The sequence below is a fragment of the Pelagicoccus enzymogenes genome (assembly GCF_014803405.1).
Classification (GTDB): Bacteria; Verrucomicrobiota; Verrucomicrobiia; order Opitutales; family Opitutaceae; genus Pelagicoccus; species Pelagicoccus enzymogenes.
This window is the reverse complement of the sequence record NZ_JACYFG010000006.1, coordinates 826,438-844,367: the sequence shown is the minus strand read 5'-3', so window position 1 is coordinate 844,367 and position 17,930 is coordinate 826,438. Positions and strand designations below refer to the sequence as shown.

Below are 17,930 nucleotides of genomic sequence, written 5' to 3'. Positions count from 1 at the left end.
TCGAGCATGTACGTTTTGATTGCCTATGATGTTTCCACCAAAACCCCCTCGGGCCAAAGGCGCTTGAGAAGGGTGGCAAAAGCGTGTTTGGACTATGGACAGCGAGTGCAGAATTCGGTTTTCGAGTGCAAGGTTGATCCGGCCCAGTTGGTTGATCTAAAAACCCGTCTTTTGAGTATCATAAACGTGGATACTGATTCGATTCGCATTTACAATCTAGGATCGAATTGGCAGCGAAGGGTCGAGCACCATGGAGCGAAGGAGTCATACGATGTGGATGGCACTTTGATGGTTTGAGTGGCGGTTCCGCGAACCTAGAGTGCTCATGCCGTCCACCCGAGGTTCGCGGAGTTCGCAAACTGTTGGTTCCCAGGTTCTTTGACAGTATTATTCCACAACTTATAGCGTACGTGTATCTCCGATGGACTGCTTCGCGAATATGGCCCTTGATCTAATTGTGCTACAATGGCTTAAATAGCCGCCGTCGCTCCCTCACGGGAGCGCGGATTGAAACTATTGATCGCGAAGCGAAGACGCTGCCGGAGTGTCGCTCCCTCACGGGAGCGCGGATTGAAACAAGATAGATCGAGACCGGCAGCTCGACACCAACGTCGCTCCCTCACGGGAGCGCGGATTGAAACCGTTGAGTAGGATGGCATCCCCAATGCAATTACGTCGCTCCCTCACGGGAGCGCGGATTGAAACCGTTGAGTAGGATGGCATCCCCAATGCAATTACGTCGCTCCCTCACGGGAGCGCGGATTGAAACCGTTGAGTAGGATGGCATCCCCAATGCAATTACGTCGCTCCCTCACGGGAGCGCGGATTGAAACCGTTGAGTAGGATGGCATCCCCAATGCAATTACGTCGCTCCCTCACGGGAGCGCGGATTGAAACCGTTGAGTAGGATGGCATCCCCAATGCAATTACGTCGCTCCCTCACGGGAGCGCGGATTGAAACCGTTGAGTAGGATGGCATCCCCAATGCAATTACGTCGCTCCCTCACGGGAGCGCGGATTGAAACCTATTGCGACGGCTTTCTCAGGCTTACAGGGGCGTCGCTCCCTCACGGGAGCGCGGATTGAAACACCGTGTCTCCGCTGGTGCTGGGGGCCGTGGCGGGTCGCTCCCTCACGGGAGCGCGGATTGAAACGGCAATTAGTCGGCAATCGGCAATCGAGTTTGTGTCGCTCCCTCACGGGAGCGCGGATTGAAACTTATTCTCCACGACGCTGGCTTGAGTGGGTCTGGTCGCTCCCTCACGGGAGCGCGGATTGAAACTGCTAGCGTCTCGTCTTCTTCTGCGGTCTGCACGTCGCTCCCTCACGGGAGCGCGGATTGAAACTTCCAGAGGTTGGCTGTCTTAGCGTCTCCCACCGTCGCTCCCTCACGGGAGCGCGGATTGAAACTAACGCACTCACGGTAGCCAGCAACGGCATTGGTCGCTCCCTCACGGGAGCGCGGATTGAAACACAAACTAGGGTTGCCGATACGTTCCACTCGAAGTCGCTCCCTCACGGGAGCGCGGATTGAAACGCTCTGCACCTCACTGGCAGGGCTGACGAGGTCGTCGCTCCCTCACGGGAGCGCGGATTGAAACAATTTGGTTATCCCATTCGCCCGTGCTCGTCGTGTCGCTCCCTCACGGGAGCGCGGATTGAAACACCACAAACGCCGAGTTGCTGATCGGCCCGACGTCGCTCCCTCACGGGAGCGACACTTTACCGGGCAGAGGTTTGTTTGCCTAGGTGGCTCTGTGTTTCCTTTGAGACAGTTTGAACTGTTTCGTGGTTTGCGCGTAGGGGTAGGGAGTGAACTTGAAGGGACTAGAGTGTGGGACTGTAGTTATCCGAGTCAGCAGGTTAGTTGAGGGTGTTCAGGGGTTATGGAATTGGAAAGGAAACTGGAGATTTTGGCGGATGCAGCCAAGTACGACGCTTCTTGCGCGAGTAGCGGCGGGGAGCGGCGCAAGACGAGCCCTGGAGCGCAGGGAATCGGTTCCACCACAGGCTCCGGCATTTGCCACAGCTATGCTCCGGATGGCCGCTGTATTTCCCTACTCAAGATATTGCTCACCAACGTCTGCATCTTCGATTGCGTGTACTGCGTGAATCGGCGCTCCAGCGACACGCCGCGGGCTGCCTTTACGCCTGACGAGGTCGTGAAGCTGACCATCGATTTCTACAAGCGGAACTATATTGAAGGGCTTTTTTTGAGTTCTGGAATCATCCGGAATCCTGACTACACGATGGAGCAGCTCGTGCGAGTGGCGAAAAGCTTGCGTTTGGAGTATGGGTTTCGCGGATACATTCACTTAAAGACGATTCCGGAGGCGTCGCCGGAATTGATTGAAGCGGCGGGGCGTTGGGCGGATCGCTTGAGTGTGAACGTGGAACTCCCGACACAAGTGGGGCTGGAGAAGCTGGCTCCGGAAAAGAACCTGCGTCGCATTCAAGGAGGGATGGCTCGTATTCGGGGAATCAAGGAGGACGACTTAGACCGCCGGAGAAAGGCCAATTCGGAGCGGCAGCGGTCGCAGGTGTCGCGGGAGCGGGCGTTTGCGCCTGCAGGGCAGAGCACGCAGATGATTGTGGGCGCGGACGAAGCGAACGATCGGGCGGTGCTGTCGCGGGCGGACACGCTCTACAAGTCTTACCAACTGAGGCGCGTTTATTATTCTGCCTACAGCCCTATCCCGCACGCTTCGGTTTTGCTGCCTCCGAAGTCGCCGCCGCTGGTGCGAGAAAATCGGCTTTATCAAGCGGATTGGCTGCTTCGCTTTTATGGGTTTTCTTTGGATGAGGTGGTGCCCAGCGATCTAGGAGACTTGCCTCTGGAATTGGATCCCAAGTCTGCCTGGGCCTTGCGGCATCGGGAGTTTTTTCCGGTAGATGTGAACGCGGCGCCGAGAGAGGCCTTGTTGCGGGTGCCTGGTATGGGAGTGCGGAGTGTGGAGCGAATTATCGAAGCGAGGCGTTTTGGAAAGCTGTCGCTGGCGGATTTGCGTCGTATGCGGCTGCCGCTGGCGAAGGCGAGCGCGTTCATCATTGCAGCGGACCATTCGCCGGGGGTTGTGGAACTGAGCAATGCCCAATTGAAGGTAAAGCTCGGCGTTCCTGCAGAGCAGATGCTCTTGCCTTTGAGTCGAGCGTAGCAGTTGTCATTGTGGGTCGGATACATGTTGAGGCGGGTGATTTCGAGGAGTGGCGATCGGCTGCTCGGGAATTGCTTGCCAAGATGATTCCTCCCGAAAGGGTGGTGTGGAACGAACCGCCGGAGGCTGAGCTTAGTCTTGGTTTTGCAGAGGAGGTTCAATTCGAAAAAGCTGTGAGCGGGCGGGGCAGGGTGTCGGAGAGCTTTTTAAGTCGAGCAGCGGTGGTAGCATGTCATGATGACTCGGATACGTGGGGACTTTTGTATCGGATGCTTTGGCGGATGGCCCGCGGTGGAGAGCGTCAACTGCTGCATCGCGCCAACGATGCGGACGTGAGGAGTTTCGAGCTCAAAGAAAAAGCGGTGCGGCGAGAGCGTCACAAAATGACTGCCTTTGTGCGGTTTCGGAAGGTGGCTGCTACGGCTGAAGATGCGGGCCGCGAGCAGTTCGTGGCCTGGTACGAACCGGTGCATGATGTGGTGCGGCTGGCGGCTCCGTTTTTTCGGGATCGCTTCGCTTCTATGGATTGGTCCATCCTGACGCCGCGCACCTGTGTGCACTGGGATGGGCGCGAATTGAGGTTTAGCGAGGGAGCGTCGCGGGGAGATGCTCCTGCTGAGGACGATTTGGAAGCGTATTGGCTGAAGTACTACGCTAGTATTTTTAACCCGTCTCGGCTCAATATCTCCATGATGGAGCGGGAGATGCCGCGGCGGTACTGGAAGAACTTGCCGGAAGCTAGCTTGATCGCCGAGCTTTCGAGCGGCTCCTATGGCCGCTCGGAGAAGATGAAGAAGGAGCTGGAGGAGAACGAGAGGGTGAGCGCTCGACGGCCGAAAGGGGCTCCCGACGGTCGCGAGCGCGGGCTTCTGCGATCGGCGGACGAGGTGCGGTTGCGTAGTGAGGGGCAGTCGATGGAGACAATGCGGGAGTTGTCTCAAGGGTGCCAGGCCTGTCCCTTGTACGAGCGTGCGACGCAGGTTGTTTTTGGCGAGGGACGCTTTGATGCTCGGTTGATGATTGTGGGCGAGCAGCCTGGGGATCGGGAGGATATCGCTGGCAAGCCCTTTGTGGGACCGGCGGGCGAGTTACTGGACGATGCTTTGCAGGTGGTAGGGATCAATCGAGATGACGCGTATGTTACCAATGCGGTTAAGCATTTTAAGTGGCGTCCTTCCGGCAAGGTGCGTTTGCATCAGAAGCCGGACGCGAAAGAGGTGCATGCTTGTAAGCCGTGGTTACAGCGGGAGTTGGAGCAGGTACGTCCGGAGGTGGTGCTTTGTTTGGGAAGCACGGCGGCGTCGGCGATCCTGGGCCGGCCGGTGTCGGTGACGCAGGAGCGAGGCTTGCATGATGATCCCGGTCTACCCTACGCGGTGGTGGTGACGTTTCATCCGGCTTATTTGTTGCGACTGCAGGACGTGAAGGAAAGGCGTCGCGCGGAGCGCGCGTTTTGCGAGGATCTGGGTTTGTGTAACCAGTTTATAAATACGTAGACCTTGTGGGAGTGATCGCGACCAAGGTCGCTCGCTCTATGCGAAACGGGTGTTTATTCGGCGACGGCGACGAGGAGTTCGTCGATATTGGCGAGGTCTTGGCCGTTGGAGCTGAGGGAAATGGTATTGCTCGCTCCGGCATTGAGCGTTACGGTGACTTCGTGCTGTTCCCAAGTGGTCCAAGAGCCGGTGCTGGGGAAGGTTATGGTTTGGCTGCTGCCGTTGACGGTTAGCTGGCCGCTGCGACTCTCGGCGGCTCCGAGGGCGAATCGGAACTTGAGGGTGTGGCTGCCGCCGTTGCCGCCATCGACGTTGGAAAAGGTGAGGCTGGTACCGGTGGAGTCGAAATTGATGTAGCCGCTGCCGTTGAAGCCAGCGTTGCTGGATTCGTCGACGCCTCCCACTCGGGTGGCGGTTTCGGCGGGGTAGAGGGTGCCTTCGTTCGAGCTGTTTGAGACGACGTAGAAGATGAGTGGGGTGGCGTAGCCTTTGGCGCCTTGGTTGTCGGTGGCGATGGCTCGGAGCTCTTGGCCGCCGTCGCCGACGCTGGTCCAGTCGGCGGTGAAGGGGGCTTGAGCGAAGGTGGCATAGGTTTCGCCGTTGAGGAGGAGTTCCAGGTTGGCGATTGCACCGTCTGAGTCGCTTGCTTCGGCGGCGAAGGTGATGGTATCGCCTTCGCTGAAGGTTTGGCCGGAGGCGGGTGAGCTCAGGGTGACGGTGGGGAAGGCGTTGTATTCTTCGACTTTGGTGGTGGCCACTCGGTAGAAGCTTGCGAACGAGGTGGAGCTGTTGGCGGGGAGAGCGACGGTTTGTGGTCCACCCATAATGACGGGGCTGGAATTCCAAGTTTGCAGGTTATCCGAGTGTTGGAGGATGTAGTCGAACTCGTCGCGGGGAGTCGAGATTTCGATGGTTTGCGGAGCAGGTTGTTTCCAGTCGATGGATACGGGTTCAGGGTTTTCGTCGAGGGCGAACGCGTATTGCTCGAGCAACGTGAAGCCGGTGCCGTGAGGGTCGCTTGCGGGATCCGAGTCTTCGGGCAGGTTCATGCTCAATAGCCAGGCGGCGAATTTTTCCTCTGGGTGTAGTTGCTGGCTGGGTACGCCGCTGCCTACGAGCTCAAGCTCGGGAGTGGGAGGAGGTTGCATGCCTTCGCCGAGGTAAAAGCTGGGATGTGGCGGCTGGTTGTAAGCGGTGTTCTGCCAGGATATCGCTACGCGGTATTGGCGGTCGTGCATGAGCGTGCGAACGCGATGGCTGGTTGGGATGGTGGTCGTGTAGACGCGCAGGGCGGAGCTGTCGTTTTCGCGCCAGACGACTTCTTCGCGCCAGTCGCCGTAGAGGTCGGCGGAGAGGGTGGGGGTGGCTTTGGTGCTATTGTTTGAGGAAACGCCTTCGGGCGAGAGGAGGGCGTTGAGGCGTTCGTTTTCCCAGTCCCATTTGGAGATAGTGGTACCGTCGAGGATTTCGCGCAGGAGGTCGCCGTCCCAATAGCAGGCGAAGTTGATGGAGCTAGGGCGGCGGCTGGAAATATTGGTGCCGCTGGCGTTGTTGAGGCCGCCACGCGAGGCCCAGGTTTCGTAGCCGAGGTGGCGCGGGTCGATGTCGGCGGCCATGCCGCGGCCCACGTCGGAGTTTTCGCCGCTGACACTGTAGAGCACTTCGCCGGTTTTGGCGTCGTGCAGCTCGGAGCCGTGGGGGCCATAGGTGCCGATTTCCTCGTGCGGCATCCAGATTTCCAGTCCTGGGCGGCTGGGGTCCATGTCGGAAAGGTGGAGGGCGTCGCCGTGACCGATGCCGGTGGAGTAGAGGCCGGTGCCGTCGTCGTCGATGGTGCAGGCTCCGTAGACGATCTCGTCTTTGCCGTCGTTGTCGACGTCGCCCACGGTGACGGAGTGGGCGCCTTGTCCGCGGTAGGAGTCGTTTTCCGCGTTTTGATAGGTATCGAAGGTCCAGCGTTGGCTGAGGGCGCCGTCTCGCCAGTCGAAGGCGGCGAGGGCGGTGCGTCCGGGAACGCCGTTGCGGCCTTTGTAGTAGCCGCGGCAGAAGACCATGCTGGGTTTGGCGCCGTCGAGGTAGGCGACGGTGGCGAGGAAGCGGTCCATGCGGTTGCCGTAGTTGTCGCCCCAGATGGCCTCGGCTTGGGAGGAGCTGGGGAAGAAGGTGCCGGGGACGCGTTGCGGGACGTAGAGGGTGGTGGCCAGCTCGGCTCCGGTTTTGCCGTCGAAGACGGTGATGAATTCGGGGCCGGTTACGACGTAGCCGCTGTTGTTGCGGCGGTCGGCGCTGTGGTCGATGTCGGGGCGGGTGCCGGAAAAGAGCTCGGGCTTGGCGATGTAGGCGCCGGTGGCGTCCTTGGAGCCTTCGCAGGTGCGCAGGGCGAGTTCGGCTTGCCCGTCACCGTCGAAGTCGTAAGCGAGAAATTGGGTGTAGTGGGCGCCGGCCCGGACGTTGACGCCGAGGTCGAGCCGCCAGAGCTGGGTGCCGTCGAACTCGTAAGCGTCGAGGATGACGTTGCCGGTGTGGCCGGACTGGGAGTTGTCCTTGGCGTTGGAGGGCTCCCACTTGACGATGATTTCGTACTCGCCGTCGTTGTCGAGGTCGGCCACGGAGCAGTCGTTTGCGGAGTAGCTGTAGTTGACGTTGTCGGGGGTGGTGCCGCCGGCGGGGATGTTGAGGGGGATGCGCAGGTATTGCTGGATGGGAGCGTTGGCTGCGACGGTAGCGGGCTCGCTGGGCGACAGTTTGGTTCCGGCGATGATGGCTCGCACGTAGTAGTGGAGGGTTTCGCTGTCGGGGGCATCGTTGTCGACGAAGTTGGTAGAGTCGCCGATGGGGGAGACGTTGAGCTTGGTGGCGATGCCGTCACCGCTGGCTCGGTAGACATTGAAAAGGGTGTCGACGGGTTCGTCGCCCAGCAGGCGCCAGCTCAGGTAGACGGATGTTTCGCTGGTACGTACGGCGACGAGGCCGCGGCCGAGTTTCTCGAGTTGGGAGGCTCCGAATAGGGGAAGCGCGAGGGCAAGAGAGAGCAGGCAGGCGAGGGCGCGTCGGCTGGTGGATGGCATGGGGCCTTGGGAAGGTATTGGTTTGTCGGTAAGGGCGATGGGGGCAGGAGTGAGGGAAGGGAAGGCGAGCGGATTTTGCTAGGGGTTCCTAGTCTGAACGTAAGAAAGGCCCGGAGGTGAACCGGGCCTTTTGGGAAGTGATTGGTGTGACGAGCGCGCTCCCACAATTTTGTTTCTTTCGAACATCACTACCTGCAGTAGCGGTAGCGGACGCGTTCGGGGGCCTCGTAGGTGGCGGCGCTGATGATGGACCAGAGGTGGACGACCCATCCTAGCAGGATGAACCAGAGCAACCAGGCGAAAACGAAGTGGCAGAGGGCGGCGAGCACGCGGCCTTGCAGCAGCTGGCCGAGGCCTGGGATGAAAAAGCTACAGAGGGCGGCGATGACGTTTCCGGCGGTTCCTTGTCCGTTCATGATTTGCAAAAGGGTGTTGAGTTAACGATGTCGGCGAGGATTTGCAGGTCCTCGCTATTTTGAGGAAGTACGAAGTGGTGGCTCTCCTGGGGGAAGGAGAGGGCGTAGCGCAGGGCGAACTTGTTTCCGTTGGCCGAGCCGGCGATATGGCTGTCGTCGATGTCGAGCTTGGCGAGCGTTTGGCGGAGCTGGCGGATGCCTTGGTGGTCGTGGATGATCTTGGATATGTCGACGAGGGTGACTTCGAAGCGGGTGGAGAGGCGGCGAGCGGTCTCGGCCCAGTCGAGGTCGGCGGTGGAGGAGTCGTGCAGCAAGAGGATGCTGGGGCCGTGTCCAATCGTTGAATACGGGATGGGGGCGTCGGTTTCGCCGGGGGTGCCGTGAGTCTTCAGGAGCGTGAAAAGACTCAGGCCGGAAGCGGCGAGGAGCAGGAGCGCTCGAGTGGCGAGTGATTTCATTATTGTCGAGGGTGGTGGAGTCTTGCGGGCGGGCAAAGCAGTAGCTCTGGCGCCCGTTTGCGGGACTTTGGATTTTTGGAAGCGTTGGATGGGAGGTATCGCCCGCGGAGCGGCCGATCCACCTTAGGCTACTGGCCGGAGTTGAAGCGGCGTTCCCAGTCGTAGGACTTGTTGGTCACGTAGTTCTCCATGCGGCGGATGCGGGATTCGATGGAGTCGAAGCGGTTCTTCAAGCGCCGCAGGCTGAGGGTGCGGGCGGAAACGTTGGTCTCGAAGTAATCCTCCTCGTAGAAGTCTTTCGGTTCCTCTTTTTGTTCGTGAAGGGGCTCCTCCTTGATGATGAAGGCGGCGATCACGTAGAAGATGGGGAAGGGAAAGATCCCGGAGAAGAGCGAGATGGCTACGAGGCCGAGGCGTATCCAAACGACGGATAGGTCGAAGTGGTCGGCGAGGCCCTGGCAGATACCGAAGATGACTCGGTTCCGGGAGCGATAAAGTGTTTTTCTCATGGCTGAGCGATTCTTATGTATTGGCGTAGCGACTACTACTTCTTGTTGATGATGATGGTCTCCAGAGCCTCGACTCGTTTCTCCATTTTGCTGAGCGATTGGTGAAGCTCCTGCATGATGCGGGTTTCTTCCTCGTTCAGCGAACTGCCCCGTGCCCTTTCGTGCTCTCGCTTGTTTTTAGTGAGCGAGATGATGGTGCCGCAGATGATGGCGACGATTGGGATGAGGAAGATGAGTATTTCCACTCTCATTTTATGGGCAAGGGTCGGAGGATTGAGGTGAGTGAGGTTCGCGGAGGCCGTTGCTACTGAGCCTTCTTATTCTCGATCTCGGCCTTGAGGGCGGCAAGTTCGTTTTCCAGCGACTCGTCGCCTTCCAGCTTGGAGAATTCGTCCTCGAGCGAGGGGCGGGCCTTGGCGTTGACCAGCTGGGCGTCCGCTTCCATGCGCTCGATGCGGTTCTCGAAGGCGTCGAAGCGAGCGAAGGCGTCGACGTTGTCGTTCTTGCGCAGCACGCTCTGAGCCTTGTAGCTCTTCTGGGCCTGGGTGTGGCGCTGCAAAAGGATCTGGTGCTTCTTGCGAGCGTTGGTGAGCTTTTCCTCGAGCTGCTTGATGTCGCTTTGGTACTTGGCGACGATGCCTTCGAGCTGGCTGATTTCCTTGGTGAGGCGGTCGTGCTCGTCGGCGAAGACGCGCTTTTCGGCGAGGGCCTCGCGGGCCAAGTCTTCGCGTCCCTTGCTGATGGCGAGGCGGGCCTTGTTTTCCCAGTCATCGACGCGGTACTGTACGTCGTCGAGGGCGCGGGAAACCTTGGACTTGGTGGCCATGGCCTGGGCGCAGGAGGCTTTGATTTCGACCAAGGTGTCCTCCATTTCCTGGATCATCAGCTTGATCATTTTTTCAGGGTCTTCCGCCTTATCGAGCATAGAGTTGATGTTGGCGGAGACGATGTCTTTGAAGCGTGTGAATATTCCCATGTTGTTTTCGTGGTTAAATTGAAGTGATGCTTCTCCTACATCACGACTCGTGCCAAGTTGTTTGTAGTTTTACTTAAAATACTGACAATCAAAGTGATAAAAATTTTAACCCACTTGGGTTTTTAGAGGTTACAACTAATTGGTTGTATAGTTCGCCAGTATTTGGCTAAAAAAGCCAAGTAAATGAGCCAAGACGATTCGGAGCAATTTGGGATGGGCGCCTTGCCGGAGGCTTTGGGGGTTTCGGAGGCGTTTCTGGATTTCCAGCAGCGTCTCTCGGCGGTGGCCAAGATCGACCGGCCGGTGCTGCTGATTGGCGAGCGGGGAACGGGTAAGGAACTGGCGGCAGCCCGTTTGCATTTTTTGTCGCAACGTTGGCAGGGGCCTTTGGTGGCTTTGAACTGCGCGGCTTTGTCGGAGTCGGTCCTAGAGTCGGAGCTTTTCGGTCATGAGGCGGGCGCCTTTACAGGGGCGGTCAAGCGGAGGGAAGGGCGTTTCGAGGCGGCGGATGGGGGCACTCTCTTTTTGGACGAGATCGGGCTCGTTTCCATGACGGTGCAGGAGAAGATCCTGCGGGCGGTGGAGTACGGGGTTTTCCAGCGGGTGGGTGGTTCGTCTTCGGTGAAGGTGAACGCCCGTATCGTAGGGGCGACCAACGCGGATCTCTCCGCGATGTCGCGGGATGGAAAGTTCAAGAGCGACTTGTTGGATCGCCTTTCCTTTGACGTGCTCTACCTGCCGCCATTGAGATCGCGCAGGGAAGACATCGAGTACCTCGCGATGCACTTCGCGGCGGGAATGGCTCGGGAGTTGGAGATGGCGGAAGTGCCGGATTTTAGCGCGGCCGCTCTGGACAGCTTGCAGGCCTACGATTGGCCGGGCAATGTGCGCGAGCTCAAGAATGTGGTGGAGCGCAGCGTTTATCGCAGCGGAGGAGGAAAGATTCGGAAGATCGAGTTTGATCCGTTTGTGAATCCTTTTGCGGAGGAGGATGTGACTAGGGAGCGGGACGATGGTGAGCGATCGGGGGTGGATTTATCGCGACCTTTGCATGATCAAGTGAAGGCACTGGAGATCAGTTTGCTGCGAAAGGCATTGTTGGAATCTGGATACAAGCAGCAGGACGCGGCGAATAAGTTGGGGCTAACCTACTATCAGTTTCGGGCACTGTATCGAAAATATAAGGACGAACTGTAGGTGGTTGATCGTGGGAAGCGGGCATGTGTCGCGATCATCGGGGACGGCAACAATCGCGACGCAAGGCCGCATCCCACAGTGCGGTTCGTTGTATTTTTGCGAATCTGTTTTTGCTAGGCAAAATCTGCGGACGACGTGGAAGTCGTCCCTCCAGAAAAAAGCCGAACCCTTTGGGGGTTCGGCTCTTTGTGTAGTTGAAATGTTGGGACGACTAGGAGATTTCGAGTTTATCTTCTAGGCTCTCGAGTGCGCGCTTGATGGCGGTTTCGGCAACTTCGGAAAACATTTCCCCGGCGTCACGCGGCGTCGAAACCGAGATGCCGCTGTTTTGTCCGCGCACAACTCCCAGATCGTGCGTTACGCCGTCGTTGTCGACGTATTCGGCCCGAGCGCTGAAGCTGTAGAAGTTGGAGCGGGAACGTTCCCAGTCGATCACGGTGAACATGAGGTAGCCGCTCTCGTCCTCGTCGGGAAGGGTGTTGTACTCGATGTCGAACTCGCCGATCCATTCCTTGCGGTCTGCAGCGTCGGCGAATGCATTGTGCAATAGGTCGTCGCGGGCGTTGGAGATGTCTGTGTAGGTAGCGCCTTCGAGGTCATCGAAGTAGACTTGGAGGGCTTGAGTCTCGTTGCTTTCGTGGCCCTCAGGCGACGCGATGCTGGCGGTCAGCAGCGTCAAGCCGGTCGCTAGGGCGACGCACCGTTGAGCGATCTTGGTCCTCAGGGGCTTCTTGTCGTCTATGCTGTAATTCATGGTTTTGGTGGGTTGTGGTTGCGGGCGCATGCATGCGACCGTTCTTCTTTCGATCTGTGACTTGCTAGTCGCGTGCCAACTTTGGTTCGAGCCCTCGCGGCGGAGCGTTTGTGCGCTGCGGCGTGGCGCGAGCGTCAGCCCTACGAAGGGGCTTTGTGCGGGGCTAGCGTCCTGTCACCGACTAAAGTTCGGCGCTACGTTTGACGCATGACGCGTCACTGGAGTTTTTCGCGGTGGATTTCTTTTACGAGGGTGGCGACGAGGGCGGTCCAGCCTGTTTGGTGACTGGCTCCGTGGCCCTTGCCGGTTTCGGGGTTGAAGAACTCGTAGAAGAGCGGCGGCTCGTTTTCGTCGAGTTTGTGTGGCTCCGGCCCTTGAGCGGGACGCCGTCCGTCGGAGTTTCTTTTGAAGAGTCGCGTTAGGCGGCGGCGGAGCTCTTGGGCACAGTATTCGAGAGTTCGATACTGGCCGGATCCCGTGGGAAACTCGATCTGAAAGGAGTCGCCGTAGGCTTTGTGGTAGCGGTCGAGAGCTTCGATGAGCAGGTAGTTGACGGGAAACCAAATGGGGCCACGCCAGTTGGAGTTTCCTCCGAATAGATAGGTATCCGAATCGCCGGGACAGTAGCGAAGCTCGAACGAATCGCCGTTGATGGATGTTGAGTAGGGATGCGACTCGTGGATACGGGAGAGGGAGCGGATGCCGAAGGGCGATAGGAATTCGTTTTCGTCGAACAGGTAGCTGAGCAGGCGGGTGAGGCGTTCGCGATTGGGGAGGGCGAGCAGGCGGGTTTGCCCGGTGCTGGAGCTGGGTAGGGCCTCTACGAATCGAGTGATGTCCTTGCGGTTGTTGAGGTACCAGTCCATGCGCTTGCGGAAGCCTGGGAGTTCGTCGAGCGTTTCTTGCGGCAGCGAGAGGGAGGCGATGATGGGTAGCAGTCCTACGACGGAGCGAACCCTCAGGGGAGTGCGGCTGCCGTCGGGGTACTCGATCTCGTCGTAGTAGAAGCCGTCCTGCTCGTCCCAGAGGCCGCCGTGGGTAAGGTGGTTGGCTGCTTCGCAGATGCTCATGAAGTGCTCGAAGAACTTGGACGCGAGGTCGGAGTAGGTCTTGTCGGTGTGGGCGAGCTCCAGGGCTATGGACAGCATCTTGGAGCAGTAGAAGGCCATCCAGGCGGTTCCGTCGGCTTGGTTGAGAACGGCTCCTCCGGGCAAGGGTTTGGAGCGGTCGAACAGGCCAATGTTGTCGAGCCCGAGGAAGCCCCCTCCGAAAAGGTTGCGGCCTTGCGGGTCCTTGCGGTTAACCCACCAGGTGAAGTTGATGAGAAGCTTGGAAAAGGCGCGCTTGAGGAAGTCGATGTCCGGCTCTCCGCGATCGCGCCCTTGGATGTAGACTTCCCAGCAAGCCCAGGCGTGGGTGGGAGGGTTGACGTCGTCGAGGGCCCACTCGTAGGCGGGCAATTGCCCATTGGGGTGCATGTACCACTCGCGCAGGAAGAGCAGGAGCTGGCTCTTGGCGAAGTCGGGGTCGACCTCGGCGAAGGGCAGCATGTGGAAGGCCGTGTCCCAAGCGGCGTACCAGGGGTACTCCCACTTGTCGGGCATGGAGAGGATGTCTTTGTTGAAGAGGTGCTCCCAGTTGCGGTTGCGCCCTTGCTTGCGGGCGGGTGGCGCATGGGCGACGTCGCTGTCGCCCTTGAGCCAGTCGTGTACGGAATAGTGATAGAACTGCTTGGTCCAAAGCAGGCCAGCGTAGGCGTTTCGCTGGAGTTCGCGCGTTTCCTCTTCGACTTCAGGTGTGAGCGTGTCGTTCCAGAATTGCTCGGCTTGGGTTTGGGCGGTAGCGAAGGTTTGGTCGAACGAGTGGCCGTGGATCTCGTCGGGCGTCTCGGACGCGGCGTAGAGGCGAACCGGAACGGTGACCGATTGGCCAGCGGGGATTTCCAGTTCGTAGCGAGCCATGGCGAGGGTGCCTTTCCCCTTTCTTTGCATGACGGCGTTTTCGTCTCTATCGATGATCCAGCGGTGGAAGGAATCTTTGGTGTAAGGCGTGTAGTTGTCTACCCCATACAGCGCTTTGGAAGCCGTTTCGTTTTCTGCGATTCCGATGACAGGTTCGGTGCCGTCGGAGGCTGTGCCGGCTGCAAAGTGGAAGGGTCCGAGCCCTTCGCGTTCGAGGTCGAGGGTGTTGGGTTTGTTGAATTGGATGGACGGCTTAAGGGAGCAGCCTTCATGCTCGCAGCCCCAGATCCAAGTATTGCGGAACCAAAGCTTAGGAAGAACGGCAATGGGGGCAGTGTCGGGGCCGCGGTTGGTGATGGTGAGCCGCATGAGCAAGTCGTTGGGGCTGCCTTTGGCGTATTCGATATGAATGTCGAAGTAGCGGTTCTCGTCGAACGCGTCGGTATCGCTTAGCTCGAATTCAGGATCTTTCAGGCCGCGCTTAGCGTTTTCCTGCCTCAGCTGCTCGTAGGGGAATTCTCTTTGCGGGTATTTGTAGAGAGCTTTTGAATACGTGTGGGTTGGAGTGGAGTCGAGGTAGTAGTAGTGTTCCTTGCAGTCCTCGCCGTGGTTGCCTTGCTCGCCGTTGAGGCCGAAGAGCCGCTCCTTGATGATGGGGTCGGCTCCGTTCCAGAAAGCGGGCGCGAGGCAGAGGCGTCCCTCTCGGTCGCAGAAGCCGGCGATGCCGTCCTCGCCCCAGCGGTAGGCCCGCAGGTGGGCGTGCTCGAAGGGGAAGTGCCGCCAGGCTTGGCCGTCGACGGAGTAGTCTTCCCGCACGGTGCCCCATTGGCGTTCGGAGAGGTAGGGGCCCCAGCGTTTCCAGTTCTTTTCTCGTGTTGCGTCTTCTGCCAAACGTTGCTTTTCGCTTTCGCCGATCATGTTGGTAAATTGTTTCTGTCTTTTTCTAGGAAGCGGATTGTTTCTTGAGTCGTTTCAGGAATTCGGAGGCGGCGGGGCTGAGCTTGCCGCCTCGTTTTTTCAGCAAGCCGATCATGCGCTTGGGGGCTGGGCTTTTGAAGGGGAGAAATGAGACTCCTTTGTCTTGGTGCTTGGCGATAGCCATCTCCGGCACGATGGCAACCCCTAGGCCGGCGGCGACCATGGAGAGCTGGGTGGGGAGCTGCTCGCATTCCAGGGGGCTCTTGCGTTCGCTGCGCTGGCAGAGCTTTACGGTTTGGTCGCGCAGGCAGTTGCCTTCGCTGAGCAGGATGAGCTCGTTTTCGTCGATGCGATCGGGAGTCAGTTCCTCAAGCGAGCAGCTTGGATGGGCGTGGGGCACAGCCAAGGCCAGGGGCTCGTCGAAAAGCTTGCTGAGGTGTAGCGAGTAGCGCTTGAGCAGGGCGGGGGCGACGTCGCTGACGACCGCGAACTCGAGTTCTCCCTCGACCACTTCCTTAAGTAGTTGGGAGGTGCGGGATTCGCGGGCGAGCAAGCGGACTTGAGGGTGCTCGCTTCGAAAGGTTCCGAGGAGGGGAGGAAGAAGATAGGGCGCCATGGTGGGAATGATTCCGAATCGGATGTCGCCCGACATCAGTTCTTCGCGCATCCGAAAGATGGATACTATCTTCTCCTGCTCTTCGACAAGGCGATGGGCGCCGTCGAGCAGCAGCCTTCCGGAGTCGCTCAGCTCGACGCCTTTCGGCTTGCGGTTAAAGAGCGACTCGCCGAGCTCTTCCTCGAGCTTGGATATTTGGTAGCTCAAGGAAGGCTGGCTCAAGTTGCAGGCTTTGGCAGCCCGCGTGAAACTTTGCTCTCGGGCGACGGCGATGAAACATTTCAGTTGGGTGAACTCCATAGAATCTATCGATGAAGGTGATTGATTCATTCGATTATGTCTATGGCAAAAGCTGTGTTACTATCGGCCTGACATATGAATCAACCGAACTCTAGACTCACCACTTCTGCGGGCAATCCAATTGCCGACAACCAGAACTCTTTGAGCGCCGGCCCCCGTGGTCCGTTGCTATTGCAGGATTACCAGCTGATCGAAAAGCTGGCCCACCAGAATCGGGAGCGCATCCCGGAGCGGGTGGTGCATGCCAAGGGCTGGGGAGCTTTTGGTACCTTCACGGTAACCCATGACATCTCGCAGTACACTTGTGCCAAGGTGTTTTCGGAGGTGGGGAAGAAGACCGAGCTGGTGTCCCGTTTCTCCACCGTGGCGGGCGAGCTTGGCGCCGCGGACGCGGAGCGAGACGTGCGCGGCTTCTCGCTCAAGTTCTACACGGAAGAGGGGAACTGGGACGTGGTAGGCAACAACACTCCGGTGTTCTTCGTCCGCGATCCCTACAAGTTTCCCGATTTCATCCACACCCAGAAGCGCCACCCTCGCACCAACTTGCGTTCCCCCAAGGCCATGTGGGATTTCTGGTCGCTTTCGCCGGAGAGCCTGCATCAGGTCACTATTCTCATGAGCGACCGCGGTATTCCGGTGGCGCCCATGTACATGAATGGCTACGGCTCGCACACCTACAGTTTTTGGAACGCTCAAGGCGAGCGCTTTTGGGTGAAGTTTCACTTCAAGACGCAGCAGGGACACAGGCATTATACCAACGAAGAGGCGGAGAAGGTAATCGGGCAAAGCCGCGAAACCTACCAAGAGGAACTCTTCGGGGCGATTGAGAAGGGCGAATTTCCCAAGTGGACGATGTACGTGCAGGTCATGCCCGAACTCGATGCGGAGAAGACCAGCTACAATCCGTTCGATCTTACCAAGGTGTGGCCGCATGGAGAGTACCCCTTGATAGAGGTGGGCGAGATTGAGCTGAACAAAAACGCGGACAACTACTTTACGGATATCGAGATGGCTGCGTATTCACCATCCAACGTCGTTCCTGGAATCGGTTTTTCACCGGACAAGATGTTGCAAGCGCGGGTGTTTTCCTATGCGGACGCTCACCGCTATCGTCTGGGAACTCATTACGAAGCGCTTCCAGTCAATCGGCCCAAGTCGACTCTCAACCACTACCACAAAGATGGTGCCATGCGATTCTTCACGAACGACTTCGGAAATCCAGACGCCTACTACGAGCCCAACACCGTGGAAGGGGCGGCCCGAGAGGATGCGTCTGTTAAGGAGCCCCCGCTCAAAATCTCCGGCGACGCGGACCGCTACGATCATCGCGATGGAAACGACGACTACACCCAGCCTGGAAATTTGTATCGACTTTTCAATGACGAACAGCGTGATCGCCTGCATCGGAACATCGCGGGTGCGATGCAGGGCGTGCCGTTTGAAATTGTGACGCGTCAGTTGAACCACTTTCACAAGTGCGACCCAGCCTACGCGGCGGGAATCGCAGCTGCCTTGGAGATCGAGTTTTCGCCCGAGGAGGAGACTGCCTCATGCCCGGCTTAGTTGAAGCATCGGAGATCACGGCGGAAGAGTTGGCGCGCTACGAGGAGTTGCAGGTCCAAGCGGCCGATTTCGCCCGTCGCGGCGAAACGGATACGCTAGTGTCGATGTTCGAAGCGGGGCTGCCGCTCAACCTGAGCGACGCGAAGGGCAATACTTTGCTGATGTTGGCGGCCTACAATGGACAGCTTGAAACCGCTAGGGTCCTGCTCGAGCGCGGTGCGGCAACGGAGCAGCGCAACGACCGTGGTCAAACTCCGCTGGGAGGCGTTGCTTTCAAGGGGTACTGCGAGCTTGCGGATTTGCTTCTCGAACATGGCGCCGATGTGAATGCCGACAACGGTGGCGGCAAAGCCCCGCTGTTGTTTGCCACTATGTTTGGCCGCTTCAAGATGCGTCGTCTGCTCAAGCGCTACGGCGCCAAGATGTGGAGCCAATAGAGTCTGTTGATTCGATTGCCCGAATCGGAAAGCCGGGCCATCGTGCTCGGCTTTCTTTTGGTTCATCACCCTTTTGCGGGAATAGAGAGTCTACAGTGGGAAGTGC

General features: G+C 58.6%; 15 protein-coding genes and 1 CRISPR repeat array. Of the genes, 6 read left to right on the top strand and 9 right to left on the bottom strand.

What is annotated here, in order from left to right:
- The first annotated feature begins 6 nt into the window (after positions 1-6).
- The 3 genes from cas2 (at position 7) to IEN85_RS24755 (ending at position 4,651) form a co-directional block, all read left to right on the top strand.
- Complete coding sequence (gene cas2 / locus IEN85_RS05875; protein ID WP_191616133.1) at positions 7-297, top strand: CRISPR-associated endonuclease Cas2; 291 nt, start codon at positions 7-9, stop codon at positions 295-297.
- Positions 298-483: 186 nt separating this feature from the next.
- A CRISPR array of direct repeats spans positions 484-1,665; the repeat unit is 31 nt; unit sequence GTCGCTCCCTCACGGGAGCGCGGATTGAAAC.
- A gap of 221 nt (positions 1,666-1,886) precedes the next feature.
- Entirely contained in the window at positions 1,887-3,155 is a 1,269-nt protein-coding gene (locus IEN85_RS05870) for a putative DNA modification/repair radical SAM protein (protein WP_191616132.1), read from the top strand.
- A gap of 11 nt (positions 3,156-3,166) precedes the next feature.
- Positions 3,167-4,651 (top strand): UdgX family uracil-DNA binding protein, encoded by a 1,485-nt coding sequence (locus tag IEN85_RS24755; RefSeq protein ID WP_318186580.1) that lies wholly within the window; start codon positions 3,167-3,169, stop codon positions 4,649-4,651.
- A gap of 53 nt (positions 4,652-4,704) precedes the next feature.
- On the opposite strand, the gene IEN85_RS05860 is transcribed toward IEN85_RS24755, so the two are convergent.
- From IEN85_RS05860 to pspA, 6 genes are all read right to left on the bottom strand, one after another.
- Positions 4,705-7,719 (bottom strand): rhamnogalacturonan lyase family protein, encoded by a 3,015-nt coding sequence (locus IEN85_RS05860; protein ID WP_191616131.1) that lies wholly within the window; start codon positions 7,717-7,719, stop codon positions 4,705-4,707.
- 188 nt (positions 7,720-7,907) lie between these two features.
- Complete coding sequence (locus IEN85_RS05855) at positions 7,908-8,135, bottom strand: hypothetical protein (RefSeq protein ID WP_191616130.1); 228 nt, start codon at positions 8,133-8,135, stop codon at positions 7,908-7,910.
- Entirely contained in the window at positions 8,132-8,593 is a 462-nt protein-coding gene (locus IEN85_RS05850) for an alpha/beta fold hydrolase (RefSeq protein WP_191616129.1), read from the bottom strand. Before IEN85_RS05850 ends, IEN85_RS05855 begins: the two co-directional genes overlap by 4 nt.
- A 128-nt stretch (positions 8,594-8,721) precedes the next feature.
- Complete coding sequence (gene pspC / locus IEN85_RS05845; protein ID WP_191616128.1) at positions 8,722-9,102, bottom strand: envelope stress response membrane protein PspC; 381 nt, start codon at positions 9,100-9,102, stop codon at positions 8,722-8,724.
- 35 nt (positions 9,103-9,137) lie between these two features.
- Positions 9,138-9,353, bottom strand: coding sequence for a hypothetical protein (locus IEN85_RS05840; protein ID WP_191616127.1), 216 nt, complete (start codon positions 9,351-9,353; stop codon positions 9,138-9,140).
- 53 nt (positions 9,354-9,406) lie between these two features.
- Positions 9,407-10,078 carry a phage shock protein PspA gene (gene pspA, locus IEN85_RS05835; RefSeq protein ID WP_191616126.1) on the bottom strand — a complete coding sequence of 224 codons (672 nt, stop codon included), beginning with the start codon at positions 10,076-10,078 and terminating at the stop codon, positions 9,407-9,409.
- A 183-nt stretch (positions 10,079-10,261) separates the two neighbouring features.
- Here pspA and pspF point away from each other — a divergent pair, with 183 nt between their 5' ends.
- Positions 10,262-11,275, top strand: a complete 1,014-nt coding sequence (gene pspF, locus IEN85_RS05830; protein ID WP_191616125.1) for a phage shock protein operon transcriptional activator — start codon at positions 10,262-10,264, stop codon at positions 11,273-11,275.
- Between the two features lie 211 nt (positions 11,276-11,486).
- On the opposite strand, the gene IEN85_RS05825 is transcribed toward pspF, so the two are convergent.
- From IEN85_RS05825 to IEN85_RS05815, 3 genes are all read right to left on the bottom strand, one after another.
- Entirely contained in the window at positions 11,487-12,029 is a 543-nt protein-coding gene (locus tag IEN85_RS05825) for a hypothetical protein (protein ID WP_191616124.1), read from the bottom strand.
- Between the two features lie 215 nt (positions 12,030-12,244).
- Entirely contained in the window at positions 12,245-14,908 is a 2,664-nt protein-coding gene (locus IEN85_RS05820; RefSeq protein WP_224772455.1) for an MGH1-like glycoside hydrolase domain-containing protein, read from the bottom strand.
- Between the two features lie 25 nt (positions 14,909-14,933).
- On the bottom strand, positions 14,934-15,854 hold the full coding sequence (locus IEN85_RS05815; RefSeq protein ID WP_191616123.1) for a LysR family transcriptional regulator: 921 nt from the start codon (positions 15,852-15,854) through the stop codon (positions 14,934-14,936).
- A 45-nt stretch (positions 15,855-15,899) separates the two neighbouring features.
- Here IEN85_RS05815 and IEN85_RS05810 point away from each other — a divergent pair, with 45 nt between their 5' ends.
- Complete coding sequence (locus IEN85_RS05810) at positions 15,900-17,387, top strand: catalase (protein WP_191616122.1); 1,488 nt, start codon at positions 15,900-15,902, stop codon at positions 17,385-17,387.
- Positions 17,375-17,824: an ankyrin repeat domain-containing protein gene (locus IEN85_RS05805; protein ID WP_191616121.1), complete on the top strand. Its 450-nt coding sequence runs from the start codon at positions 17,375-17,377 to the stop codon at positions 17,822-17,824. Before IEN85_RS05810 ends, IEN85_RS05805 begins: the two co-directional genes overlap by 13 nt.
- Positions 17,825-17,930 lie beyond the last annotated feature (106 nt).

Bases quoted from the DNA above. Each gene is read 5' to 3' on its own strand.
- IEN85_RS05815 (WP_191616123.1), bottom strand. From the start codon at position 15,854: ATGAATCAATCACCTTCATCGATAGATTCTATGGAGTTCACCCAACTG.
- pspC (WP_191616128.1), bottom strand. From the start codon at position 9,102: ATGAGAAAAACACTTTATCGCTCCCGGAACCGAGTCATCTTCGGTATC.
- IEN85_RS05850 (WP_191616129.1), bottom strand. From the start codon at position 8,593: ATGAAATCACTCGCCACTCGAGCGCTCCTGCTCCTCGCCGCTTCCGGC.
- IEN85_RS05860 (WP_191616131.1), bottom strand. From the start codon at position 7,719: ATGCCATCCACCAGCCGACGCGCCCTCGCCTGCCTGCTCTCTCTTGCC.
- IEN85_RS05820 (WP_224772455.1), bottom strand. From the start codon at position 14,908: ATGATCGGCGAAAGCGAAAAGCAACGTTTGGCAGAAGACGCAACACGA.
- IEN85_RS05805 (WP_191616121.1), top strand. From the start codon at position 17,375: ATGCCCGGCTTAGTTGAAGCATCGGAGATCACGGCGGAAGAGTTGGCG.
- IEN85_RS05840 (WP_191616127.1), bottom strand. From the start codon at position 9,353: ATGAGAGTGGAAATACTCATCTTCCTCATCCCAATCGTCGCCATCATC.
- IEN85_RS05870 (WP_191616132.1), top strand. From the start codon at position 1,887: ATGGAATTGGAAAGGAAACTGGAGATTTTGGCGGATGCAGCCAAGTAC.
- pspA (WP_191616126.1), bottom strand. From the start codon at position 10,078: ATGGGAATATTCACACGCTTCAAAGACATCGTCTCCGCCAACATCAAC.
- IEN85_RS05825 (WP_191616124.1), bottom strand. From the start codon at position 12,029: ATGAATTACAGCATAGACGACAAGAAGCCCCTGAGGACCAAGATCGCT.
- cas2 (WP_191616133.1), top strand. From the start codon at position 7: ATGTACGTTTTGATTGCCTATGATGTTTCCACCAAAACCCCCTCGGGC.
- IEN85_RS05810 (WP_191616122.1), top strand. From the start codon at position 15,900: ATGAATCAACCGAACTCTAGACTCACCACTTCTGCGGGCAATCCAATT.
- IEN85_RS05855 (WP_191616130.1), bottom strand. From the start codon at position 8,135: ATGAACGGACAAGGAACCGCCGGAAACGTCATCGCCGCCCTCTGTAGC.
- pspF (WP_191616125.1), top strand. From the start codon at position 10,262: ATGAGCCAAGACGATTCGGAGCAATTTGGGATGGGCGCCTTGCCGGAG.